Origin of the sequence: Janthinobacterium sp. FT14W, assembly GCF_009208755.1 — a bacterium.
Classification (GTDB): Bacteria; Pseudomonadota; Gammaproteobacteria; order Burkholderiales; family Burkholderiaceae_D; genus Janthinobacterium; species Janthinobacterium violaceinigrum.
In genome coordinates, this window is sequence record NZ_WFLL01000005.1 from 127474 (window position 1) to 151508 (window position 24035).

At 65.1% G+C, this 24035-nt stretch carries 27 protein-coding genes; 15 read left to right on the top strand and 12 right to left on the bottom strand.

Translation table 11 applies throughout. From position 1 onward, the window contains the following. Window positions 1-89: 89 nt before the first annotated feature. Window positions 90-863, top strand: coding sequence for a ferredoxin--NADP reductase (locus GCN74_RS05905; RefSeq protein WP_152255786.1), 774 nt, complete (start codon window positions 90-92; stop codon window positions 861-863). 62 nt (window positions 864-925) lie between these two features. On the opposite strand, the gene GCN74_RS05910 is transcribed toward GCN74_RS05905, so the two are convergent. Beyond that, entirely contained in the window at window positions 926-2584 is a 1659-nt protein-coding gene (locus GCN74_RS05910) for a phosphoethanolamine transferase (RefSeq protein ID WP_193316983.1), read from the bottom strand. A 233-nt stretch (window positions 2585-2817) separates the two neighbouring features. Here GCN74_RS05910 and GCN74_RS05915 point away from each other — a divergent pair, with 233 nt between their 5' ends. After that, entirely contained in the window at window positions 2818-3408 is a 591-nt protein-coding gene (locus GCN74_RS05915; RefSeq protein ID WP_152255788.1) for a DJ-1/PfpI family protein, read from the top strand. Here GCN74_RS05915 and GCN74_RS05920 read toward each other — a convergent pair. Beyond that, the gene (locus tag GCN74_RS05920) at window positions 3405-4889 is read right to left on the bottom strand and encodes a serine hydrolase domain-containing protein (protein ID WP_226938883.1); all 1485 of its coding nucleotides are present in this window, start codon (window positions 4887-4889) and stop codon (window positions 3405-3407) included. The two genes, GCN74_RS05915 and GCN74_RS05920, sit on opposite strands and share 4 nt — an antisense overlap. A 229-nt stretch (window positions 4890-5118) precedes the next feature. Between GCN74_RS05920 and GCN74_RS05925 the strand changes: the two genes are divergently transcribed. Together GCN74_RS05925 and GCN74_RS05930 are read left to right on the top strand one after the other, a co-directional pair. Beyond that, window positions 5119-6573, top strand: coding sequence for a hypothetical protein (locus GCN74_RS05925; protein ID WP_226938884.1), 1455 nt, complete (start codon window positions 5119-5121; stop codon window positions 6571-6573). 174 nt (window positions 6574-6747) lie between these two features. Further along, entirely contained in the window at window positions 6748-7929 is a 1182-nt protein-coding gene (locus GCN74_RS05930) for a metallophosphoesterase family protein (RefSeq protein ID WP_152255789.1), read from the top strand. 24 nt (window positions 7930-7953) lie between these two features. On the opposite strand, the gene GCN74_RS05935 is transcribed toward GCN74_RS05930, so the two are convergent. Then, the gene (locus tag GCN74_RS05935) at window positions 7954-8283 is read right to left on the bottom strand and encodes a hypothetical protein (protein WP_152255790.1); all 330 of its coding nucleotides are present in this window, start codon (window positions 8281-8283) and stop codon (window positions 7954-7956) included. A 7-nt stretch (window positions 8284-8290) separates the two neighbouring features. Beyond that, complete coding sequence (locus tag GCN74_RS05940; RefSeq protein WP_152255791.1) at window positions 8291-8671, bottom strand: hypothetical protein; 381 nt, start codon at window positions 8669-8671, stop codon at window positions 8291-8293. 335 nt (window positions 8672-9006) lie between these two features. Between GCN74_RS05940 and GCN74_RS05945 the strand changes: the two genes are divergently transcribed. From GCN74_RS05945 to GCN74_RS05985, 9 genes are all read left to right on the top strand, one after another. Next, complete coding sequence (locus GCN74_RS05945) at window positions 9007-9195, top strand: hypothetical protein (protein WP_152255792.1); 189 nt, start codon at window positions 9007-9009, stop codon at window positions 9193-9195. Between the two features lie 229 nt (window positions 9196-9424). Continuing rightward, window positions 9425-9616 carry a hypothetical protein gene (locus GCN74_RS05950; protein WP_152255793.1) on the top strand — a complete coding sequence of 64 codons (192 nt, stop codon included), beginning with the start codon at window positions 9425-9427 and terminating at the stop codon, window positions 9614-9616. 77 nt (window positions 9617-9693) lie between these two features. Further along, window positions 9694-10707: an ATP-grasp domain-containing protein gene (locus GCN74_RS05955; protein ID WP_152255794.1), complete on the top strand. Its 1014-nt coding sequence runs from the start codon at window positions 9694-9696 to the stop codon at window positions 10705-10707. After that, complete coding sequence (locus GCN74_RS05960) at window positions 10689-11567, top strand: SDH family Clp fold serine proteinase (protein WP_152255795.1); 879 nt, start codon at window positions 10689-10691, stop codon at window positions 11565-11567. Before GCN74_RS05955 ends, GCN74_RS05960 begins: the two co-directional genes overlap by 19 nt. After that, complete coding sequence (locus tag GCN74_RS05965; RefSeq protein ID WP_226938885.1) at window positions 11561-12106, top strand: MauE/DoxX family redox-associated membrane protein; 546 nt, start codon at window positions 11561-11563, stop codon at window positions 12104-12106. The genes GCN74_RS05960 and GCN74_RS05965 overlap by 7 nt, the downstream gene beginning before the upstream one ends. Next, window positions 12106-12660 (top strand): TlpA family protein disulfide reductase, encoded by a 555-nt coding sequence (locus GCN74_RS05970; RefSeq protein ID WP_152255797.1) that lies wholly within the window; start codon window positions 12106-12108, stop codon window positions 12658-12660. The genes GCN74_RS05965 and GCN74_RS05970 overlap by 1 nt, the downstream gene beginning before the upstream one ends. Further along, on the top strand, window positions 12657-14429 hold the full coding sequence (locus GCN74_RS05975; RefSeq protein ID WP_152255798.1) for an ABC transporter ATP-binding protein: 1773 nt from the start codon (window positions 12657-12659) through the stop codon (window positions 14427-14429). Before GCN74_RS05970 ends, GCN74_RS05975 begins: the two co-directional genes overlap by 4 nt. A gap of 11 nt (window positions 14430-14440) precedes the next feature. Then, window positions 14441-14842 carry a GFA family protein gene (locus GCN74_RS05980; protein WP_152255799.1) on the top strand — a complete coding sequence of 134 codons (402 nt, stop codon included), beginning with the start codon at window positions 14441-14443 and terminating at the stop codon, window positions 14840-14842. Between the two features lie 111 nt (window positions 14843-14953). Next, on the top strand, window positions 14954-15202 hold the full coding sequence (locus GCN74_RS05985; protein WP_010398340.1) for a DUF3297 family protein: 249 nt from the start codon (window positions 14954-14956) through the stop codon (window positions 15200-15202). Between the two features lie 65 nt (window positions 15203-15267). On the opposite strand, the gene GCN74_RS05990 is transcribed toward GCN74_RS05985, so the two are convergent. The 8 genes from GCN74_RS05990 to GCN74_RS06020 all read right to left on the bottom strand — a co-directional run bounded on the left by GCN74_RS05990 (window position 15268) and on the right by GCN74_RS06020 (window position 22753). Next, complete coding sequence (locus tag GCN74_RS05990) at window positions 15268-16182, bottom strand: DNA-binding domain-containing protein (protein WP_152255800.1); 915 nt, start codon at window positions 16180-16182, stop codon at window positions 15268-15270. Next, on the bottom strand, window positions 16172-17095 hold the full coding sequence (locus GCN74_RS05995; protein WP_152255845.1) for a DUF692 domain-containing protein: 924 nt from the start codon (window positions 17093-17095) through the stop codon (window positions 16172-16174). Before GCN74_RS05995 ends, GCN74_RS05990 begins: the two co-directional genes overlap by 11 nt. A gap of 11 nt (window positions 17096-17106) precedes the next feature. Continuing rightward, on the bottom strand, window positions 17107-18012 hold the full coding sequence (locus GCN74_RS29205) for a hypothetical protein (protein WP_226938886.1): 906 nt from the start codon (window positions 18010-18012) through the stop codon (window positions 17107-17109). Further along, window positions 17999-19132, bottom strand: coding sequence for a ferritin-like protein (locus GCN74_RS29210; RefSeq protein WP_226938887.1), 1134 nt, complete (start codon window positions 19130-19132; stop codon window positions 17999-18001). The genes GCN74_RS29205 and GCN74_RS29210 overlap by 14 nt, the downstream gene beginning before the upstream one ends. Window positions 19133-19413: 281 nt before the next feature. Then, a complete protein-coding gene (locus tag GCN74_RS06005; RefSeq protein WP_152255801.1) occupies window positions 19414-20061 on the bottom strand; it encodes a hypothetical protein in 648 nt (215 codons plus the stop codon). Further along, window positions 20058-20912, bottom strand: coding sequence for a hypothetical protein (locus GCN74_RS06010; protein ID WP_152255802.1), 855 nt, complete (start codon window positions 20910-20912; stop codon window positions 20058-20060). Before GCN74_RS06010 ends, GCN74_RS06005 begins: the two co-directional genes overlap by 4 nt. A gap of 81 nt (window positions 20913-20993) precedes the next feature. Beyond that, window positions 20994-21818 (bottom strand): glutaminyl-peptide cyclotransferase, encoded by an 825-nt coding sequence (locus GCN74_RS06015; protein ID WP_152255803.1) that lies wholly within the window; start codon window positions 21816-21818, stop codon window positions 20994-20996. A gap of 26 nt (window positions 21819-21844) precedes the next feature. Continuing rightward, a complete protein-coding gene (locus GCN74_RS06020; RefSeq protein ID WP_152255804.1) occupies window positions 21845-22753 on the bottom strand; it encodes a LysR family transcriptional regulator in 909 nt (302 codons plus the stop codon). A 103-nt stretch (window positions 22754-22856) separates the two neighbouring features. Between GCN74_RS06020 and GCN74_RS06025 the strand changes: the two genes are divergently transcribed. Further along, window positions 22857-23324, top strand: a complete 468-nt coding sequence (locus GCN74_RS06025; RefSeq protein ID WP_226938888.1) for a CidA/LrgA family protein — start codon at window positions 22857-22859, stop codon at window positions 23322-23324. Beyond that, on the top strand, window positions 23321-24010 hold the full coding sequence (locus tag GCN74_RS06030; RefSeq protein WP_152255805.1) for an LrgB family protein: 690 nt from the start codon (window positions 23321-23323) through the stop codon (window positions 24008-24010). The genes GCN74_RS06025 and GCN74_RS06030 overlap by 4 nt, the downstream gene beginning before the upstream one ends. The last annotated feature ends 25 nt before the right edge of the window (window positions 24011-24035 follow it).

Below are 24035 nucleotides of genomic sequence, written 5' to 3' on the forward strand. Positions count from 1 at the left end.
AGTACAATAGCGTCTGGGCCTACACAGGGTTTCACTTTTGCCAGCAGTTGCCAGCAACTAACCATTTTTTTGACCAGCCAACAAACACTATGAGTTCGATGAATGAAGAGCGCGTATTAAGCGTGCACCACTGGACGGATACCCTGTTCTCCTTTACCACCACGCGCGACCCGTCGCTGCGTTTCTCGAATGGCCATTTCACCATGATCGGCCTGCGCGTCGATGGCAAGCCCCTGCTGCGCGCCTACAGTATCGCCAGCGCCAATTACGAAGACCACCTGGAATTTTTCAGCATCAAGGTGCCGGGTGGTCCATTGACGTCGCGCCTGCAACACTTGCAGGTGGGCGACACCGTCATCGTCGGCCGCAAGCCGACGGGCACCCTGGTATCCGACTACCTGCTGCCAGGCAAGCGCCTGTACATGCTGTCGACGGGCACGGGCCTGGCGCCATTCCTCAGCATCGTGCGCGATCCGGACATCTACGAGCGCTTCGACCAGTTGATCCTCGTGCACGGCGTGCGCCAGGTCGACGAGCTGGCGTACCACGACTTGCTGGAAGAGCATCTGCCCAAGCATGAATTCCTGGGCGAAATGGTCAGCGACAAGCTGCGCTACTACCCGACCGTGACGCGCGAAGACTTCCGCAACATGGGCCGCATCACCGAACTGATCGAGAACGGCAAGCTGGCCGAAGACCTGGGCGTGCCGGCACTCAATCCTGCCGAAGACCGCGTCATGATCTGCGGCAGCTCGGACATGCTGCGCGACCTGAAAGACATGCTGGAAGCGCGTGGCTTCAAGGAAGGCAATACCTCGACGCCTGGCGACTTCGTCGTCGAGCGCGCGTTCGCCGAGAAGTAAGCGGCATCGCTCCCGGGGCCCGGCCCCGCCGCTACCTGCGGCGGCGCCGGGCCTTTTGCATGTCAGCTGGCGCCAGGTCCGCGGGCCGCTGCCGGGGCGCCCCGCTGGTACTGCAAGCCGTTCATGAAGCGCTGCACGGGCTGAAAGGCGCTGCTGAGGATATCGTCGTGCGCCGCGTAGTAGCGCGTCTCGATCTTCAGCAAGCCCAGCACGGTCGCATCGAGCTTGTCCGTCTGATACGGCCGGCTTTCCAGCGCGGCGCGCGCGGCCGTCGATTGCGGCGCTTGCTGGTTATTCCAGATCAGCATGGGAATTTCATAGCCGCTCTTGTCCGAAGCGGAATGGCCAGCGTGGTTGCGGCTGTAGCCGACTTCCTGCCCATGGTCGGAGACAAACAGCAGCGAGGCGGCGCGGCCGGACTTGGCCTTTTCCGCCATGCCGATCAGGGTGCCCAGCACGTAGTCGCCATAGCGGATGGCGTTGTCGTACTCGTCGCGCTGGCTGCGTATCCAGCTGGACCGGCCCTGGCTGGCCATTTGCGCGCTGACGGCGTCATGCGCCTGGCCGAAATGCGAAAAGCGGCTGGGATAGCGCATGTCGTAGCTGGGATGCGCCCCCAGCAAGTGCACGACGATCAGCTTTTTGGGCGCCGTATCGGCCAGCGCGTGGGAAAACGGCTGGAACAGGTTGCCGTCGAAATTGTTTTCGCCGCGACCAGTGCCGTAGTTGATGAAGTCGCTTTCATCCGCCTCGCCCGCCAGCAGCCCGATCCAGCCGTCGTTGCGCGTCTGGTTCGACACCCAGAACGTCTTGTAGCCGGCCGCCTCGGCCAGCATCAGCAAATTCGGCTTGGCCATCCATGCGTCGGGATTGCCGATGTCGGCCGGCGTGAGCATCGTCATCATCGATTCCACCGTGCTGGACGCGGGCGAAATCACGTCATTGAATACCAGCAGCTTCGAGCGCATGGCGTCGAGCTGAGGCGTGGTGGCGCGCGGATAGCCATACAGCGACATCGAGGCGCGGTTGGTGCTCTCGCCGATCACCAGGATGACGGTGCGCGCGTCTTCGCCCGCATAGCGCACATGCCAGTCGTCCGGCGCGGCCATGGCGGCCGTCAGCGCATGCTGCATGGATTTCATCGCCTCGAGCTGCGCGCTGTACTGCTGGTAGCGCAGCGGCCAGAACAGGGCAGGATTCTCGCGCCGCATGGTGGTATTGACGTGCAAGGACACGAGAAAGGCGGCCATGAAGACGGCAAAGCCCTTTTGCAGCAAGCCCGGCGCCGCACTGTCGCGCCCCGCCTGCCAGCGCTGCAGCTGGCGGTCGGCCAGCAGCACCGCCGCCGTCACGAGCACGAACCAGGCGGCCACTTGCGCCAGCGCGATGCTGTTATGCAGGAAAAACTCTCCCGTTTCGGCTTGATCTGTCGCAAACATGGCCTGTAAAACCGCATTGGGATTCGGCCGCATGCCAAAATAACCACGCAAGAAGCCCTTGACGGCGGCGTCGAGGTAAAACACGGGCACCACGACGCGCAGCAGTACGGTAAACGCGCCGGCACGGCAGCGCCACGCATGCAGCACGCTGCCCGCGCCCAGCAGGAACGCGGCCAGCAAGACGCTCAGTTTCAGGCATTCGTTCGCGCTTAATTGATCGAAAAGGAAGAACAACAGCAGGCCGGCAATGCTCAACAGGACACGGCAAAACAGAATCAGCATGGAGGCGGCAAAGAGTAGGTATTGATCAGGGGCAGGCCCGCGCGGACGGGCCAGCGATTGTAGCGCAGTCGCCGGCAATATGGCCCCCATTTCTGCGCGGCGCGCCGTGCCGGCACGGCAGGTCGCGCGCGCACGCTCCTGACAGAAATTGTCAGTGCCTTTTATTATGCTTTCGGCACCAACGGGCTAACCAGCCTGTACTATTGATATCTCCACCTGCGACAGGACTTTTCATGACACGTGCCATCACCATTCTGACCGAGAACTTTGCCGATTGGGAAACCGCCCTGCTCAACTCCACGGCGCGCCTGTATTACGGCTTCTACACGCAGTTCGCCACGCCGGGCGGCTTGCCCGTCACGTCGTCCGGCGGCATGCTGGTCACGCCGCAACTGGCGCTGGAAGCCATTTCGCTCGATGAACTCGACTTGCTGATGGTATGCGGCGGCAGCCACTGGCAAAGCGGCAAGGCGCCCGACCTGGGGCCCTTGCTGCGCGCCGCCCGCGACAAGGGCGTGGTGCTGGCCGGCATCTGCGACGGCACGCGCGTGCTGGCGCAGGCTGGCGTGCTCGACACCGTGCGCCACACTTCCAACAGCGCCGGCAACCTGGTCGATGCCGGCTACGGGGGCGCCGCCCTGTACCAGGACGTGCCCTGGGCCGTGGCCGACCAGCGCGTCATCACGGCGCCCGGCACGGCGCCCGTCACCTTCACCCAGGAAGTCTTGCGCGCCCTGGGCATCGACGACGACAATCTGGCCGCCTACCTGGCCATGCATGGGGCCGAGCACGGCCAGGCTGTTCAGGCTGTCCAGGCAGCCTAATCGGCGGCCAGCACGCGCAGGCGCTCGGTGGCGTGCGTATTGCCGGGGTCCAGTTCCAGCGACCGGCGGTAATGCGTGATGGCCAGCGTCTTCGCGCCGCCCGCCTCGTACGCCTCGGCCAGGCTGTCGTGGCCATTTGCCCCTTGCGGGTACAGTTGCACGCCCAGTTCGAAGACGGCGGCCGCCTGTTTCGGCTGCTGCCGGCCCAGCAGGCGGTAGCCCCAGGCATTCAAGTCGTCTTCGCCGGGGGCGGACAGCCCGTGCTGGCGGCGGATGGCCGCCAGTTTCCTGTCCAGTCCGTCGAAACCATCGCTGGCCGCCTGGTTGCGCAGCAGGTGCGCGGCATACGCGCCGCCGCGCTGCTGGCGCAGGGCGGGAACGTAAAAGCCCGCGACGGTATCGATCAGCTGTTCCGGCTGGCCGCCGGCAAGGTTGCTCAGGATAATGACGGCCAGGTCATCGTCCGGATACACATAAAAGGCCGAACGGGCGCCGCCGATGCCGGCCACGGCCCGGTGGCCATCGCGGCCGATGGTGGGCCAGCCCAGCGCCCACGCTCCCGGCTTGCCATCATTCAAGCTGGTCGGCTGCCACAGCCGCTCCAGGCTGGCGGGCGCCAGCAGGCGGCCCGATTGCAGCGCGATCAGCCAGTTGGCCAGCTCGCCCGCATTGCTGTTGATGCCGGCCCCGGCCCGCATGAACACGGGAAAATCCTCGATCACGTTGCGGTAGCCCTTGCCGCCCCGGTTCAGCACGTAGGAACTGGCCTTGTTGGCGACCACGTCCTTCGCATCGCCAAAGCCGCTGTGCCGCATGCCCGCCACGTCGAACTGCCGGCGCTGGACGAATTCGGTAAACGGCTGGCCGCCTTGCCGCTCGATCAATTGCGCCAGCAACACATAATTGGTCTGGTTGTAGCGGTAGCGCTCGCCTGGCCGGGCTTCCACGGGCAGCGCCAGCACGGCTTTCCATGCGGCATCCGCGTCGTCCGGCTGCGGCCCCACCAGCTTGCCGCTGCGCTGGTCCAGCACATCGGGCAAGCCGGAAGTATGGTTGAGCAGCTGGGTCACGGTCACGGCTTGCCAGGCTGGCGGCAAGCCCGTCAGGTACTGGCTGACGGGCGCCGCCAGGTCGATCTTGCCCTGCTGCACAAGCTGCATCACGGCCACCCCCGCAAACGCTTTCGTTGCCGAATTGATGGAAAACATGCTGGCATCCGTCACGGGCACCTGGTATTGCAGGCTGGCCAGGCCGAAATTGCGCGACAGCACAACCTTGCCACGCCGTATGACGGCAATTTGCAGGCCAGGAATCTGGCGTTCGCGCATCTCGTCCTGCAGGAAGGCAGCCAGCTGCTGCCCGGCATCGACGGCAAGGCCTGCCTTGGGGGACGTGGCGGCGGGTACGGCGGCCGCCGCGGTGCCTGCGGCGAGTAATGCGGCAAGTAGAATGCGCAGGCCAGGCTGCATGCGGATAGACATCGTGGATTCCTAGCTGAATTTCCATATATGAAAACACAATCTTACTCTATTTACATGCCTGCGCCGCGTATTTTCCTGGCCGGGTCCGCATCTTTGCTTCCCGCCTGTCGCAGATCAATTCCCGCGCCATCGCTGTTGAGATAATTGAAACGGCGTCATCTGCCGCGTCATCGCGGCGGCGCCAACCCTGCGGGAACCAACTGAAATGGGAGGCATGATGAAAGCGCCTGTGCGGCACCAAACCCGTATTTCCTTCAAGCCCATGGCCGCCGTGCGCGCCACCATGGCCTTCCTTGCGCTGAGCGCGTCAGGCTCCACCCTGGCGGAACAGCCGCCGCCGCCGTGCCACCCCAATCCCCACGCCCTGTTCGACCGGGCCATCGTGCATCTGCGCGGCGACGTGCGCAACCTGCCCAGGCGGCTGCAGGAGCGGCTGGAACGCATGGCCGAGCGGCCGCATACCTACCTGCCCATGCAGGCGTTCGCCGAGGCCGACAAGCCCAGCCAGCTATTCCAGTACTACCTGCTCGATACCACCGGGTTCGAAGCCAATCCCTTTACGGCGCGTTTTCCCGGCATCAACGACCAGGCCATGCTGACGGCCACCGGCGGCAACTGTGGCTTGCCCACCATCGGCGCCGTGCGCCTAGTGGTCGAGCCCAAGCCGGACCTGCCCACCGATCCGCAGAACGTGCGCGCCTTCATCGATGTCTTCACCGACCTGTCGAACCTGTTCGTGATCAATAATGAAAGCGGCTGGTACGAAGGCTGGATGATCCATGACCTCGAAGTGCCCGCCGTGGCGGCCCCGAACGCCGACGGCCGGGCCCAGTTCGGCACCATGACGGCGGCCGATGCGGCGGCGCTGCGGGCGATGGGCTCGCACAACAATGAGCCGGGCAAGCTGTTCACGATGGATGGCAATGCGCCGCACCTGCCCAGTTCCAGCGACCAGTTTCCATCGCGCCAGACCAATATCGTGCCTATCCAGCTGAGCATGGGGGCCGTCAATTGCATGCAACAGACGGACTGCCATGGCTACTGGGAGTTCAACTACACGACCAACTGGATACACCCGCTATATGAATTGCCCTTCACGGGAGGCATACCCGGCACCTTTGAGGCCGGCAATATCGGCGCGCTGTCTTCGCTGATTCCGGGCTCGGGACCGGCCGGCGTCAAGAACAATCCCATCGGCTACGGCGACAATCCGAACACGGCCGGCACGCTGCAGGCATCGGGCCCGCGCGACCCGGACAAGTTCGACGCCGATGTCGATGCGCAACGCGAGTACCGCCAGCGCTTCATTCCCAGCGGACTGGCCCGTGAAATCCTGCTCGACACCTATGTGCGCCTGGCATCGTTCGAGCCGGGCGTGGCCTTCCCACAACGCTTGTACGATGCCTATGTAGCGCAAGTGCAACGCGTGGACCAGAACGGCGATGGCGTCATTTCCGCGCTGGAAGGCGACGTCGACAGTGCCAGCGACGGTTTTGCCGACAATACGCGCCTGTTCCTGCCGGCGCCGTCGTTCCGGCGCTTCGCCGTGACGCGCGAAATCAACGACGGCATGCTGGCGCCCCGCTTCGCGCCAAGCCAGCGCGCCTGGGTGCTGAGCGGCATGGCCACGGCGGTCAGCCCCGCAGTGCGGGCCTCGGAGGGACGCGACGGCGACGACCGCTGAATGCGGGCGATGGCCATGGCCGGATGCGCAGGGGCACGCATCCAGTTGATCCAGATCGAAGGTCTGCGCGCGCGGGCCGCTATTCCTGCCCCACGCGGCTACACTGGATATCTGGCTGGCGCGTGAACAAACCAGCCAGGGGTGTCGCAGCAGGAACCGCAGGAGGAACACATCATGGCCGATCTCGTCTCAGGCAACAATGCCCATGTCTTCGGCCTCGCGCGGCCCCAGGCATCGGGAACGTCGGCGCTGCACCAGGCACCGCCCCGCAACACGGCGTTCCGCGACCTGCCGCCGCCCACGGGCAGCGCGCCATTCCGCCTCGACCTGAAGGATGTCGTGGCGCCGGCCGTGTACGATGCCATCGTCAGGACCCAAAAGGTCGTCTTCCATCTGAATGGCGACATGGGCGGCATCCAGTACGCGGTGCCGCAGGAACTGGTGGCAAAAGGCATGGAAGACGATTTCCAGGCCGACGCCAGCCAGGCGCCTGCCTTCCTGTACGTCACCGGCGACTGCGTCTACTTCAACGGCCAGATCAGCGAGTATTACAAGCAGTTTTACCAGCCCTATGAATTCTACCTGGCCCCCGTCTTTGCCGTGCCTGGCAACCACGATGGCGAGAACCTGCCGGAAGACCAGACACTCGACGGTTTCGTGCGCAATTTTTGTGCGCCCCAGCCCGTCAAGATGCCGGAATCGGGCGATTCCCACCGCACGGCCATGGTGCAGCCGAATGTGTACTGGACCCTGCTCACGCCGCAAGTCAATATCGTGGGGCTCTACAGCAATGTTCCCGCCGGCGGCGAGATCCGCACGCCGCAGAAAGAATGGCTGGCCTCGGAACTGGCCACCCTGCCGCGCGACCGGCCCCTGCTGCTGGCCCTGCACCATCCGATCTACTCGGCGGACGACCACCATTCCGGCAGCACCTACATGAAAGACCTGGTCGCGGCTGCGTCAGCCGATGCGGGACGCCATCCGGACGCCATCCTCGCCGGGCACGTCCACAACTACCAGCGCCTGACGCGCGCCAATGCGGACGGCGGCAAGACCCTGTTCCTCGTCACGGGCGCAGGCGGCTATCATAATCTGCACCAGATCATGAAGGTCGGCGGCCAGCGCCTGATCCCGCCGGCCGTCTTCCATGACGATAGCGGAGACGCCGTCACGCTGGAAAACTATTCCGACGACCACCATGGTTTCCTGCGCGTCGAAATAAGCGACAGCATCCTGATGGGGAAGTACTACGAAGTACCACGTCCACAGGAGCCGTTCAGCAAAGGCAGCCACTTGCTCGACTACTTCCGCTTCGATTTCAAACAGCGGGCATACCTGCCCAATACGCTGTCATGATGTCACGCGGCAGGAGCGCCGTCTTTACGCTTCCAGCCACACGTCCTCATACCCTTCCCGGTCGAGGATGAACCTGGCGCCGCTGGGCAAGGCCAGATAGTCGAGCACCTGCGGCAGCATCTCATGCAGGTGCTCCGCGTGCAGGGGCTGGTAAAAGCCGCTCGCGTCGTCGTGCTGGCCGCAGTGGATGAACCAGCTGATGGTACCGTTTTCCGGCAGCTCGATGCGCGTGCCGTAGATGGGCGACTGATCGAGGCTGCCGATGGCCAGGGCCACCATGGGCTCGGGCGCCTGTGCCGGCAAGCCGAACTTGTCGCAGATGCGTTGCTGTGTTGCGCTGATCGATGCAGTCATGTCGCTCTCAGGATCCGATGTAGTGGTAGTGGAGGCGCAGCGCGCCATCGTGGTTGGACATTTCCAGGTGCAAGGTCGCTTCGCCCTGCTTGCCATCGGCCAGCAACAGGCACTCCATGCCCAGCGGCCCGGCATCGGTGGCGTACACATCGACGGCGGGACGCCCGCCCTTGCCCGGCACGAAGGCCTGCTCCAGCGGCGCCAGGGACAGCGCTTCGTTGGCCGCAAAATAGCTGTCGAGCATGTCGACGATCTCGTCGGCCACGCCCGGCGACAGGCCCCAGTCGCGTTGCAGCGCAACAGGATCGCGCCGGTCCAGCGTCCGCACGAAGGCGGCGGCCTGTGCATATGCCTGCTGCCGCAGGCTGTCCGTCAAGGCCATTTCCATAGCTCACTCCTGCCTTATCCATTCAACAGGCGCCATTATAGTGCGTGCCGGCGGGCATTGGTGCTGCGTTTGCCGTGATAATCACCCGCATGCACTTCAATAGTGCAGCGCAATAATCAATCCGCCTGCCGATCATTTAAATCCGCATCATTATTATTTATCGCACCGCAATAACATCAGCAGCCATGTGATATTTTGTGAGTATCTGCGAAAGATAATCATAATTACGATTCATTTTCAAGTTGACGCTTATTTATTCCGGCGCTAATATCGAATGGCCATATACCATGGCATACAACGCAGGCAGTACTTAACCATCACAAGAGGATAGTACAATGCAAAACCAAAAAAAATTGTTCGCATTCAAGCTGGCTGAGAAACAGGAACAAAAACCGGCGATGCCCGCCACCGCCTGGAAAGTGCGCGACGGCGTTGCCGTAGCCGGCTGCACCGCAGTCGGCACCAATGACCAGTACCGCGATTCTTCGCGCTTCCAGCCAAACGACCGCGGCCAGTATTGCTGATCCTTGCGGCGCATTCGCCCCCACACGACGCGGGGTTGCATACCATCCCCTCCTTTGAAACCGGCGCCAATTGCGGCGCGGCTATTCCGTGCGCGCCGGATTCATATGCGGGATATCGTATTTCCAAAATGGCCGGCTATTCGCTGATGCAGTATTGGCCTGAAATAGGCATTTGAAATGCACGCCATTTTCCGGCAGCGGCTGTTAACCATCACAAGAGGATAAAAACATGCAGAAGCAAAATCAAACAAAATTTTTCGCATTCAAGCTGGCAGAAAAGAAAGAACAGGAAAAACCGGTCCTTCCTGCGCCCTGGAAGGTGCGCGATGGTGTCGCCGTGGCCGGCTGCACGGCAGTCGACAGCGAAGAGCAATACCGCTATTCGCGCATCGGTTCGAGCGACGGCGGAGAGTTTTGCTGATCTTTGCTGACCTTTGCGCCAGCTGAAAGCCTTGCCACAGCAAGGCTTTTTCATCTCCCCTTACGCAGGCTCCCTACATGCACAAAAAGGTTTTGATTATCAGCCATAGCGGCGACCTGCACGCCGACCTGGTCGAAGCCATCCTCGCCGAGCGCGGCCATGCCCCTTTCCGTATCGATCTCGACGCCTTTCCCCGCGATTACCAGCTGTGCCAGCACCTGCTGGACGGCCAGGCCCGCTCCCGGCTGCGCCGCCTGCCCGACGGCGACTGGCTGGACCTGCGCGCAGTGGGCGCCGTGTGGCTGCGCAAGGCCGCCGACTATGCCTATGCCAGCGCCGACCTGACGCCGCAGGAACGCGCCTATGCGCAACTGGAAACGGAGCAAGCCATCTTCAGCGTGCTGTACACGCTCGATTGCTACTGGCTCAGCCATCCCCTGGCCCTGCGCGGCGCGCAATGGAAGGGCGAACAGCTGGAACGGGCCGCGCGCATGGGCTTTTGCGTGCCCGCCACCCTGATCAGCAACGTGGCCGACGACGTGCGCGCCTTCCGCAGCGCCGTTGGCGGCCCCATCATTTTCAAGAGCATGTCCACGCCCAGCCTGGCCGCCGAGGCCGTGGATGCGGCAGAGCGCATCAGCGGCGGCATCGGCACCACCATCGTCGACGAGGCCATGCTGGAAAACCTGGACGCCGTCGGCGAACTGAGCTGCCAGTTCCAGGAATATATCGCCAAGCAGTACGAACTGCGGATCACCGTCATCGGCAAGCAACTGTTTGCCGCGCGCCTGTATTCCCAGGACGATGCCCGCACGGCCATCGATTCGCGCGACATGTCGGCCCCCATCCGCTATGAAGCGGCGGCCTTGCCCGAGGAAATACGGCAGCGTTGCCTCGATTTCGTGCACAGCTATGGCCTCGAGTATGGCGCGCTGGACCTGATCGTCACGCCCCAGGGCGAATATGTCTTTTTGGAAAACAATCCTGTCGGTCAATTTTTGTATGTACAACAACTGGTGCCCGCCTTGCCCATGCTGGAAAGCGTGGCCGATACCCTGATCGAAGGAGCGCTATGCCACAGCCAGACCTGAGCCTGCTCCCCCTGCGGCTGCGCGAACTGGAGCAGCAGCGCGACAGCCGGGCCATCGTCCTGGCCGCCTCGCACCTGGACATGGAGCTGCTGCCCGCCCTGTACGAGCTGTGCCAGGGAATCGGTCCCGCGGCACGGCTCGATGTGGTGCTGCACGGACGGGGCGGCATCGTCAATGCGGCGCGCCGCATCGCCATCCTGTTGCGCCAGCATGCGCGCCACCTGAGCTTTATCGTGCCCTACCACTGCCAGTCGGCCGCCACCCTGCTGGCCCTGGGCGCGGATGACATCATCGCCGGCGACCTGGCCCTGTTCTCGCCCATCGACCCGCAGCTCGAAGGCGCGGACGGCGGCGCCTTTTCCAGCCTCGACATCAAGGTCTTCGGCGACATGGCGCAGCAATGGTTCGGCGTGGATGCAGCCGAGGCGCGCCAGCAATCGCTGTCCCTGCTGTGCGGCAGCATCTTCCCCCCTTCCCTGACGGCCTTTTACCGCACCACGCTGGAGCTGGCGCAGATCGGCGAGGAATTGCTGGCCTGGCAATTGCCCGACGCTACACCCGAGGCGCGGCGCGCCATCGTCGCGCAACTGGTGACGGGCTACCACTCGCATAACTATGCGCTGACGCGCGAGGAACTGGCCCGGCTGGGCCTGAACATGGCGCGCGACGCCCACGCCGAACGGCTGGGCTGGGCCATCTCGACGCAATTGCAGGCAAGCATAGGCGGCGCCCTGCGCAGCGCGCCCGAGGAACCATGGACGGACGCCCTGCTGGCCTCGCGCGACGGCGTGCAACTGCGGCGCCAGCGTCCGGGCGGCTTCGCGCCCGTATGGAGCACGCCAGCGGAGTCCGCATGCTGACGCCGCTTTTGACCCAATCCCTTGCGCCGTCGTTGGACTCATTGCTGCCCCAGGTGGCGCGCTGCTGCATCGCCTGGCTGCTGCTGGCGGCCGGCGTGGGCAAGCTGCGCAGCTATGGCGCTTTCCGCGACAACCTGGCCACCTCGTTCAGCGTGCCGCCTGCCGCCGCCACGGTAGCGGCGCCGGCCCTGGTGGCAGCCGAGCTGCTGCTTGCCGGCTGGCTGCTGGCCGGCGGCGCGGATCTGCCCATGCTGCTGTCGCTCTTGCTGCTCGGCACGCTTACCGCCGTGCTCGCCTACCGCTACTTCACGCACAGCGTGGTGCGCTGCAGCTGCTTCGGCGAAGCGGCGCGGCCCGTCTCGCACTACGACCTGCTGCGCAACGTGCTGGTGGTCGGCATCAACGGCGCCTACTTTGCCTTTGCGCCAGGGGCGGCTCTGCCCATGGCCACCGGCGTGCTGGCCGCCGGCTTGGCGGCCATCGTCTGCGTGGCCACCATTTCCCTGCACGACATCGCCACCCTGGCAAAGGCCGACTGATGGATTCCACCACATTGCAATGGGTGCTGGCGGCGCTGGCGTTTGCCCTCGCCGGCAATATCTGGCTGACCCTGGCCGTGCTGCGCGCCAGCCGCCGCGAACGCATCGCGCCGGCGGCGCTGGTGCCGGGCGAGCCCCTGCCTGCCGTGCAAGCCCGTCCGCTGGACGGCGGCCCCGCATTTCAGCCGGGCGCGGCCGGCCAGGCCACCGTGCTGCTGTTCCTGGCCAGCCGCTGCCCGAAATGCCGGGAAAAGCTGACCGGCGTCGAACAGCTGATGCCGCTGGCGCGCGAAGCGGGCCTGGCCCTGTGGCTGCTCAGCGAAGAGGCGCCCCGCCGCTTGCGCGCCTTCTTGCCCAGCGATAGCTTGCGGGCAGCCACGGCGCGCCTCGCGCTGCGCGACTACCGGCGCGTCAATCCCCTGATGAGTTCGCCCTCGTATATCTTTGTCAATTACCAGGGGCAGGTGGAAGCGACCGGCCTGATCGGCGACGAAGACTGGCTGGCCCTCGTCGGGCAATTGAACGCCGAACCGGCGCAGGAGCGCGCCGCATGAGCCATCTGAACATCGCCCCCCACCTGGAACGCCTGCGCCTGCTGTATCCCGTGCGCTGGCGCATCGCCGCCGGCCTGCTGTGCATGGCCCTCACCGTGGGCGCGCAGCTGGCCTTCCCGCAAGCCATCGCCTATTTCATCGACAACGTGGCCGCCCTCACCAAGCGCGGCGTCACGCCGGGCATGGTGGCCGCGATGCTGGCCTTCAGCGTGCTGTATGCGCTGGCCTCGGCCGCGCGCTTCTACCTGCTGCAATCGGGCGGCCACATGATCGTCATGGGGGTGCGCCGGCGCCTGTTCGACGTGGTGATCAACCAGCCCATCGCTTTCTTCGACAAGCACCATGGCGGCGAGTTGAACAGCCGCCTCACGTCCGACGTGTCGGCCCTGCATGAAAGCCTGACCATCGGCGCGGCCAATGCCCTGCGCTCGCTGTGCGTATTTGTGGGCGGCATCGCCATGCTGCTGCAGCTGTCGCCCATGCTGAGCCTGCCGCTGGCCCTGTTCATTCCCATCAGTCTGTATCTGGGCAAACTGTCTGGCAGCAATTACCGGCTGCGCGCGCGGGCCATTTCCGCCAGCCTGGCCGCCAGCGGCAAGGTGGCGCAGGAGTATTTTGCCCATGCGCGCCTGGTACAGGCGTTCAACCAGCAGGGCGGCGCCATGGCCCGCTACGCGCAAGCCATGCGGCAATTGCTGGACGTGTCCCTGGCCGGCACGCGGCTGCTGGCCGTGTTCCAGGGCGCGCAGGGACTGCTTGCCTTCGTTGCCCTGCTGACCACCCTGTGCTTCGGCGCGCACCTGATCGGCCAGGGGCGCCTGAGCGTGGGCGAGCTGACGGCCTTCGTCATCTATGCCAGCATGGTGACGGACACGGCCGGCTCCATCAGCGAATTCTGGAACACCTGGATGCGCACCATGGGGTCGACCGACCGCATCTTCGACATCCTGCGCAGCCACCGCCCGGTGCCCGAGGCGGCGCCGCAGCCGCCGCTGGCGGGCCATATCGCGCTGCGCGAAGTGCGTTTCGCCTACCCGGAGCGCACGCAGGTCACGGCGCTCGACGGCGTCAGCCTGGCCATCCGCGCGGGCGAAAAAATCGCCCTGGTGGGCGCCTCGGGCGCGGGCAAGTCCACCATCGCCAGCCTGGTGCTGGGCCACTACCAGCCCGACGCGGGCAGCCTGCAGTTCGACGGCATCGATGCCCGCGTGCTGGGCGTGGCGCAGCTGCGCCGCCAGATGGCCGTGGTGGAGCAGGAACCGGCCCTGTTTTCCGGCAGTATCGCCGACAATATCGCGTTTGCCGTGCCGGACCGCCAGGTGGCGCGCGAAGAGATGCTGGCGGCGGCGCGCCTGGCGCATGCGCACGATTTCATCACGGCCTTCCCGGACGGCTACGAAACCCTGGTGGGCGAACGAGGCGTGCAATTGTCCGGCGGACAGAAGCAGCGCATCGCCATTGCCCGCGCCATCCTGCGCGCGCCGAAGATCCTGATCCTCGATGAAGCCACCAGCGCGCTCGATGCGGCCAGCGAACAGCTGGTGCAGCGCGCTCTTGATACCCTGATGCAAGGGCGCACCACCATCATCATCGCCCACCGCTTTTCCACCATCGTGAAAGCGGACCGCATCATCGTCCTGGACAATGGCAAGATCTGCCAGCAAGGCACGCACGCCCAACTGCTGCGCGCGGGCGGCCAGTATGCGCGGCTGATGCAGCAACAGCTGTCGCAATTCCAGCAGTTGCATGACAGTACGGCAACGCTGTAAGCTAGGCCACGATGAAAAAAACCTGTCATGGCAGTTGCCACTGCGGCGCCGTGCGCTTCGCGGCCGAGATCGACCTGGCGGCGCCCAGCCTGCGCTGCAACTGTTCCTATTGCCTGAAAATCCGCTGCTGGGCCAGCCAGGTGCCGCCCACGGCCTTCCGCCTGCTGGCCGGCGAGGCGGCCTTGAGCGAATACCGCTTCGGCGCCGGCCGCGAACGCCACTATTTTTGCCGCCACTGTGGCGTGCGCCTGTTCAGCCGCGGCGATTCCGCCCGCAGCGGCGCGTTTGTCGGCATCGGCGTCAACTGCCTCGACGACGTGTCGGCGGCCGCACTGGCCCGGGTACCCTTCACCTTTGTCGATGGCTTGCATGACGAGTGGAATGTGCCGCCGCAGGAAACACGGCATCTGTAGGGGTGGAACGACGGCAGGCAAAGGAAATTCGGGGGGCGCCGCGCCGCGGGCCGCCAGATAAGCATGCGCACCCCGTTGTCTGGATCGGCATTCTGGGCGATAATTACGCCCATGAACGATACCACCACCTTACCCCCATTGCCCGATCGCCTGTCGATCGACCCCAGCAGCCCTTACCACGTTGCAGCCGTGTTCGAGAACGACGTCGGCATCCGCTTCAACGACAAGGAACGTCTTGACGTGGAAGAATATTGCATCAGCGAACGCTGGATCAAGGTCGCTTCCACCAAGTCGCTGGACCGCCGCGGCCGTCCGCTGCAGATCAAGCTGAAGGGCAAAGTCGAAGCGTTTTACCGCTAAGCAACACATTCAGCCGTCATCGGGGCCGATTTTCATCGGCCTTTTTTGCGTCCGCCGCTTTTCGCTCAGGCATGACTGCTGACGAGCCCCGCCGCAGCCGCCATAGGCAGCCACAGCATGGCGTCCGCCTGCACCTCGTCCGGCGTCCTGCCGCCCGCGTGCGCCGCCTGCCGCGCGCACTGCGCCGGCGGCGCGCCGCCGTCCAGCGCCTGCAGCCAGTAAAACTGCCATGGCTGCAGCTCCTGCATGACGATCCGGTAATGCATGCGTGAAATGGCGACAAAAGCGGGGCTGGCCTGCGGCTGGGCCGGCACGGCGTCGCCGGGCGCGGCCTGCGCCTGCTGCCAGTAGTTGCACAAGGGGAACGACAGGGCCAGCAGCCGCGCGCACGGCGCCAGACGCCATTGCTGCATCGGCGCCAGCAGCAACTCCAGGCCGGAAGGCAGCATGGGCGGCGCCAGCTTTTCCATGCCGGGCGCCCTGCCCGCCTCGCTGCGCGCCCGTTCCAGCCGTGCCAGCTCCACGGGGAAGCGCAAGGCCTGCTGCCGTTCCCCGGCGTCACGCTGGCTGGCAGCGAGAAAATCGGCAAAGCCGCCGCCCAGGTCATACAAGGTCGCGGAGGCGGACGGGTGGCGCCAGACATAGGCGCGGGCAAAGAAGGCGAACAGTTCGTCGCCCATGACCTTGCGCAAGACGGGATAGTCGGCTTGCAGGCATTCGAGCAGGCGCTGCACATAGCCGTCCGCATGGATGTGCAGCGGCGCCGGCCCGCCCCTGGCCCGTTTCAGCACTTGCTCCTGCGTCAAGCCATGGCGCTCGCCGGCCAGCTGGACACCCCGCGCCGCGCCGCCCGGCGCCGTCATCGCCGTCAGGAACCACGCCTGCAGTTGCGCCAGCGGCACGGGGGCGCCGCCAGATCCTTCCTCAGCCCCGTCCGCCGCTCCATCGTCGACCGCGCCGCCGGCGGCGCTACGGTGCATGGGCCGCCTCCAGATGAAAGCCCAGCGGTGCCGACACGGCGCCCGCAGCCCCGGCCATGGCGGGCGCCGCATCCGCAAACTCTCCCCGCTCGGCCGCGCGCGCCTTGCCCAGTTCGGCCAGCAACTGCGGGTACGGCGGGATGTTGGCATCCCATTCCAGCAGGGCCGACACGCCGCCCGTCAGCTGTTGCGCCAGCGCGTACAGGCGCCACACGGCGGCCGGCACGGGCGCGTCGTGGGTGTCGATCAGCACGGCACCGCAGACGGTGGGCCCGGCCAGGTGGATCTGCACGATGTGCGCGTGCGGCAGCTGGCGGATGTAGTGAGCCGCGTCATAGCCGTGGTTATGCGCGCAAACGTGGACATTGTTGACGTCCAGTAAGAGCCCGCAGCCCGTGTCTTCGGCCAGGCGGCCCAGGAATTCCCACTCCGGCATGCTGGACTGGGCAAATTCCACGTAGCTGCTGGGGTTTTCCAGAATCAGGGGACGCCCCAGAAACTCCTGCACCTGGCGCACCCTGCCCGCCACGTGGCGCAGGCTGGCCTCGTCCAGCGGCAGCGGCAGCAAGTCGTGGCTGTTGAGCGAGGCGGCGCCCGTCCAGCACAGGTGGTCGGAAATCCACGCGGGGCGGATCTCCCCGGCCAGCTGGCGCAGCTGGCGCAGATAGGCGAGATTGAGCGGATCGCTGCTGCCGATCGACAGCGAGACGCCATGCATGACGATGGGCACCTGCGCCGCCACCTGCTCCAGCACATGGCGCGCATAGCCGTGGTTGTCGATGAAGTTCTCGCTGATGATCTCGAACCAGTCCACCTGCGGCCCGTGGCGCAGGATGTCCGCATAGTGCGGCGGACGCAGCCCCACGCCCAGGCCCAGGTTCGGCAAGCCCAGGCGCGCCGGCACGTCATGCATGGCGCGCGGCATCAGGTCGATGGCGGCAGGGCCAGGCGCAGGTCGGTGGGCGGCGGCGGCGCCCCCACCGGCGTGCCGCGCGCTGCCATCACCTTGCCGTAGGCTTCCCACGCCTTGTCGTAGACATTGTCGCCCAGCGCAAAGCTCATGGTCTGGCCCAGCGCAATGCTGCGGTGGTCGGGCGCGGGACCGAAATCGTACAGGGTCATGGTGGCAGGCTCGGGCGGTTCCTTGCCCGTCGTGTTCGGATACAGCTGCGAAGCCGAGATCGGCACGGCGCAGCCGCCGAAGCCGCCGCATTTGTTGTCGCTGGGCGCGCTGTAGACCTTGTCGGGCTGCGGCGGCGGTGGCGGCACGTAGCACGGCGTGCCGGGCGAGGCGGCCAGCTTGACCGAGTGGCCGCAGGACGAGCCGCCCGTGTCGGCCTGGGCAAAGCCGCAGCCGCCCTGGGCATGGCAGCCGTTCGAGCCGCGGCAGGTATGGTAGACGGCCAGCGCGGCACAGGTGGACGAGGCCTCGCCTTCCAGGTGCATGCCCTGGCAGGCGTGATAGAGCACGCTTTTCTCGGCCAGCGGCACGCCCGTCGCCAGGTTCGGCGCCTGGCCCAGCACGGCCCAGCAGATGGCCATGCGGTCGCCCGCGCCCACCATCGACGGATACGGGAAGTCCAGGTCCTGGTTCAGCCAGTACTTGTCCAGCACGGAAGTGATGCCATAGATGGCGCCCGTGGCGACCGTGCTCAGCATCTGCAGGGTGCCGCTGGCGTCCTTCAGGCGGTTCAGGGCACCTGCCACGGCGGCGGGCGCAGGGATATTCTTTGGCGCCGTGGCCGGGTTGTAGCGCTCGTTGGTCAGCATGGCCTCGGTCCAGCGCTGGCCCTCGCCGTGCCAGCTGGCCCAGGTTTTAACCGGCAGCAATGGCCTTGACCTGGCCGAAACGCTCGTAATGGTCGAACGGCGCGCTGTCGTGGCGCGCCTGCGCGTCGCGCGATTCCGCATCCTTGCCATTGTTCGCATACGACGGATAATCGCATTTCAAGGCGGCCAGGTCTTCGCGGTAGTCGGGCTGCACGGCCATCAGGCGCTGCGCTGCGTCGCGCCGGTAGCGCCGGATGGCCGCTTCGCTGCCCTCGCCCTGATCCGTAATGGCCGCCATCATGTCGATGGCCTTGTTGAACGAGCCCGTCTGGCCGCCATCCTGGTCTTGCGGACCGAAGCAGGTGTCGAACTTGGGAAATTCCGCGCGCGCATGGCCCTGCACCTGGCTGTTGAACATGTCCTGCTGCACCGAGCCGTTGACGAACAGCTTTTGCCACAGCGTCTGGCCATCCGCATATTCGATGCTGATGTAGCGCGCATAGCATTCGTACATGTAGCCGATTGTGCCGAACAGGGGCAGATCCTGCACGTGCTTGCCAGGCGTCCAGCCCGCGAACGGCACCTCGGGGAAATATTTGGTGTGGTTGTGCTTGTCGAATTCGGCCAGCTGGGCCCGTACCTGCTCCTCGGGCTGCTCGATGGCGAGGAACAGGTCGCACTGGTTGGCGTTCAGCTCTTCCAGGTTGACGCGCACGTGGCGGTAGCCCGAGGTGTCCTGCAAGTCGACGATGTGCGGGATCACCGTGCAGCTCTTGCCATAGCAGGTCCAGCCGTGGTCCTGCGATTGCAGCTCCGAGCCCGTGAAGCACGGCGCCGTGCCGATGGCCGTGGCCAGGTTGGCCGCCATCTGCAGATGCAGCATTTCCTGGATGAAGACGCTGAAGATGACGTTGAACGCCTTTTGCTCCTTCAGTTCGGGGCGGGCCGTGGTGCCCATGCCCGGCCACTGGCGCCCCTCATAATAGGTGATGCCTTTCGAGTTGATCTGGTGCGTGCCATGGATCGAGTACATGGTGGCCATGTACAGGGGAATGGTAAACAGTTCCACGCTGACGGCCGCCTGGGCGATGGCGCGCACGGCGGCCTTGTCCGTGTCCAGCATGTCGAGGGGGCGCCTGGTGATGGCTGGCTGGGTGCTGCCTAAAACGGGCATTTTCATTCTGTCTCTCCACAGGAAGGATGCGTTTCGGATATCGGGCCGGGACGCGCCATCTGCGAGCGCTGCCCACGGCACAGAAATCATACGCTTGAGAAAGATATTTTTGCGGCAAGATTTATGCGCTGGCCCAGGCATGGCGCTGCGTCAGTCCAGCCTGCCTTTCGCCGTGAAAATAGCCGTGGTACGCGGCCATTCGATGACAATTGAATAGAATCGGCAAAACGCGCGCGTGTATAAGCGCGGCGCCGGCAAGCGCCGGCCCGTGGCTTGCATGATGCAAGTCAGTTGCCCGGCGGCGGCTGGAACGCGCAGAAACCGGGCCACTGGTCGCGGCTGTCGCATACTTTCAGGCAGCCTTTGTTATCCTTGAACGTGGCGACCACCTTGATGGCAAAGCCGTAGATAGGCGTGGTGGCCAGGAAGGCGGACGGGCAGCTTTGCTCGTTGCTGAAGCGGAAAGTGATTTCTTCGCGGCGGCCCTTGCGCTCAAAGCCCAGCATGAAGGTCTCATTGCTGTTCCACTGCGCCTTGCCCGGCACGCGGAAGCGGTAGCGCGGGCTGCCCTGCTGCTGGCCGTCAAGTTTCTGGCCGAAGACGCGGCTGCTGGCCGTGGCCGTTTCGACCTTGGCGATCGGATAGGGCACGGCAAACATATAGGTGCCGGCAAAACCCTGGTCGAAGCCGAGGCCTTTCTGGTAAAACGGCACGACGATATGCGGCGCGCCCCCGTATTCCACGGTATTGCGGGCCGTCACGCGCGACGTCAGCTTGTCATCGGGCGCTTGCCCGAAGACCACGTCCAGTTCCAGCAAGGCTTGCTGCTTGTCGATGTCTTGCGCCAGATAATCCTGGGCGAATATTTCCCCGTGCACGCAGCCGGCCAGCAGAGAGGCGGCGAGGCAGCCGGCGATCAGTCTCGGCATGCTCATGGCTGTTCCCCCTCGGGCGGCACGGAACTGAGGCCCAGCCCCGTCACCTGCCAGCCGTTCTTGTCCAGTGTCCATTGAAATTGCTGGCCGAACCAGGCCAGTTCCAGCTCGCGCTGGATGCGGTTCGAATCCGTGCGGCCCTGGCGCGCCTTGATGGCGGCGCCCGCCTGCTCGGCAGCAGCCTGCGACAAGGGCTTCAGCCACCGTTGATAGGTGTCGGGCGGCAAGGCCAGCACGCCTGCCACGCCATCGTCGCGCGTGGCGACGACGACCTCCACACTGGTCGCCCTGCGGGCCAGATAGGCGCCGCGCCGGCTGTCGGGCGAGACGGAGACCAGCATGGCGGGCGCGTAATCGCCCGTGACAATGCCCGGCATGTCAAACCACAGCAGTTCGCCCGAGTCCGTGTCGAGCGCGCGGCCGTCGCGGGCAAACAGCAGTATTTCGCTGCGGCCCGGCTGCGGTACGCCCCATTCGGGGTCGCGCTCCGTGCGCGCCATGTCGTCGCGCCGCAAAGGACTGACGGGGCGCATCAGCGGTACGCCGTTCTGCACGCCGATCAGGATGGTGCCCTGCCCCGTATAGCCCTTGGTAAAGGCCAGCAGCATGGGCTGGCCATCGCGCGTAGCCTTGAGGGGCCGCACTTCCACCACTTCGCGCGCGCCGCCGGGCCAATAGCCGTGCTTGCGGAAAGACAAGTTGACGAGCGGGTCGTGGCGGTCGCGCGTGACGACAAAGTCGCCGTATTGCTTCATCACCGGCACGTATGGTGTTTGCGCCTGGGCGGCGGGCAAGACGGCGGCAAGTAAGCCGGCGGCCGCCGCCAAACGGCATAAAGGAAGAGACAGCATGGCATCCTGCAAGGGTCGCGCAAGGCGAAGGAACCGCATCATAAACGATTCCTCGTCAGCAACACTGTCCGATAGGAAACATCAATGGCGCTGGATTTCGATCAGTTCGATCTCGAACAGCTTGGGCCACAGTTTGCCCGTGACAAACAAACGCTTGCCGCGCGCATCCCAGGCGATGCCGTTGAGCACGGCGTCGGGATTGGCCGTGCCCCGCTGCTCGGGCGGCAGCAAGCCCGTCAGGTCGATCCAGCCCACGACCTTGCCGCTGGCCGGGTCGATGCGGGCGATCACGTCCGCGCCCCACACGTTGGCAAACAGTTCGCCGTCGACCATTTCCAGCTCATTCAGGCGCTCGATGGGCCGCCCTTCCGCCTTCACGTCGAAACGGCGCACCTCGGCCAGGGTCTTCGGATTAAGCACGCGGATGGCCGAGGTGCCGTCGCTCATGTAGACGAAATGACCATCGCTGGCCAGGCCCCAGCCTTCGCCCTGGTAGCTGAATTTGCGCTTGAGTTTGAACGTCTTCAGGTCGAACACATAGCCCGTCTGCGAAATCCACGTCAGGCCCAGGATCTCGTCGCCCACGTCCGTGATGCCTTCGCCGAACACATTCTTGTCCAGCATGCTTTTCTGCAGCACCTTGCCCGTCGTCAATTCCACCTTGCGCAGGGAGGACTGGCCGTTCTGGCCCGTGCTTTCGTACAGATGGCCATCCTTGAACAGCAAGCCCTGCGTGAAGGCCTGGGGATCGTGCGGATAAGTATTCTTGACGAAATAACCATACACGGGAATGGCGGCCTGGGCGTAGCCCATTTCGCTCATCAGGCCCACGGTGCATAACAATCCCAGCAGCAGCGAGCCGGCCGTGCGTTTGATTTTGGCTGTAACCTTGGCGTTGATGTTCATCTGGTCGGGCGGAAGTTGGCGAGCGCCTATTGTAAACGTGCCGCGTCCGCCATGCGCGCCCGGACGAGGTCCAGCCACGCGCGCGCCGCGAACGACAGCCGCCCGCCACGGCGCCAGGCCAGCATCAGATTCCATTCCACGGGCGGTCCCGCCAGGGGAATGACGGCAAACTGCGATTGTTCCAGGGTGTCGCAATACATCTTCGGCAGCAGGCAGATGCCCACGCCCAGCCTGACCAGCGAGGCAATGAAGTCCCACTGGCCGCTGCGGCCCGTGATGCGCGGCGCAAAGCCGGCCCGCTGGCAGGCATCCTGCACGATGTCGTTCAGGGCAAACGCGGCGCCGTAGAAAATGAAGGGGCTGTCGGCCAGCTCGGCCAGGGCCACGGAGGAACGGCCCTGCCACGGCGAGCCGGGCGCGGCCAGCAGGCACAGGGGCGAACGCACGAGGGGCAAGGCGTCGAAATCCTGCCAGGTGGCCGCATTGCCCGGATAGTCGAGCATGGTGCCCAGTTCCACCGTGCCAGTGCGCAAGTCGCGCTCGATGGCCTGCGTGCCGCTCTCGTACATCTTCAGTTCGATGCCCGGATAGCGCTGGTGGTATTCGGCCAGCCATGGCGCCAAGGTGGAATGGGTCTGCGGCGACACGCCTACGCGCAGCTCGCCCCGCTCCAGCTGCTGCAGGTCGCGCAATTCCACCTTCAGTTCCCCGTGCAGGGCCAGCAATTCATGCGCGCGCGACAGCACCACCTTGCCCGCGTCCGTCAGGGTGAAGCGCTTGCCCGCGCGGTCCAGCAAGGCCAGGTCCAGCGACTGTTCCAGCTGGGCGATCATCTTGCTCACTGTCGGCTGCGTCACGTGCAGCCGGGCGGCCGCGCGCGTAAAACTGTTTTGCTCGACCACTTCGACGAAGTAGCGCAGGGAGCGGATATCCATGATGCATTCCAATGTCGAATGATGATCATGAGTTTAAGTCATTTTATCTTTTAATGTCGGGTCCCTACAATGAAGCCTTCCCCCTGCCGTTTGAGAGTCCGCCGTGAAAGCCCCCGTCCTGCATCACCCCGCCGCCGTCTCCCGGATGCCTGCCCCCGCCTGGCGCCAGCCGGCGCAGACCGTGTGGCAGGTGGGCGTGCTCATCGCCGCCTGGTGGCTGGCCGACGCCGCCGCCGCCGCCCTGCACCTGCCGTTTTCCGGCGGCGTGGTGGGCCTGTTCGTGCTGGTGGCCCTCTTGCTGGCGGGCTGGGTGCGGCCCGCCGCCATCGAACTGGGCGCGAACTGGCTGCTGGCCAATATGCTGCTGTTCTTCATTCCGCTGGTGGTGTCCGTAGTGCAGTTTACGCAGCTGCTGAAGTCGCAGGGGCTGATGCTGTTCTTCAATATCGGCCTGGGCTTTGCCAGCGTGATGCTGGCCACGGCCTTGACCGTGGAATGGGTGTGCCGCTATGAACGCAAGCTGCGCCTGCAAACACTGCTGCGCCAGCGCGCGGCGAGGACGGCCGCATGAATACCCTGATGTTGTCGCTGCTGTTCCTGCTGCTGACCCTGGTGCTGTTCTATGCCAACCAGGCGCTGCACAAGCGCCACCCGCATTTCCTGCTCACGCCCGCCATCTGCACCTCGGCCATCCTGATTGTCATCGTGCAGGCCACTTCGACGCCGTTCGCCACGTATTTCGGCGAGACGCGCTGGCTGCCGTGGCTGCTGGGACCGGCCACCGTGGCGTTTGCGCTGCCCATCTTCCAGGAGCGCAAGCTGATCCGCAAGCACTGGCTGGCCCTGGGCCTGGGCAGCTGCGCCGGCATCGTGGCTTCGGTCGCCGCCACCCTGCTGCTGGACCGGCTGCTGGGCGTGCACGGCGACATGGCGCGCAGCCTGCTGGCCCGCTCCGTGTCCACGCCGTTCGCGCTGGAAGCGTCGCGCCACATGGGCGGCTCGGCCCAGCTGACGGGCATCTTCGTGGTGATGACGGGCCTGTTTGGCCTGATGCTGGGCAAGCCGCTGCTGAAACTGCTGCCCTTGCGCATGCGCATCGCCCGCGGCGCCCCGTATGGCGCGGCCGCGCACGGCTTCGGCCTGTCCGTGGCGCGCCGCGTGGGCACGGAAGAAGGCGCCGTGGCCAGCCTGACGATGATTTTTTCCGGCGTCGTGACGGTACTGCTGGCGCCGCTGCTGGGGCATCTGCTGGGCTAGCGGGCCGCTTGCGGTGCCTGCATGC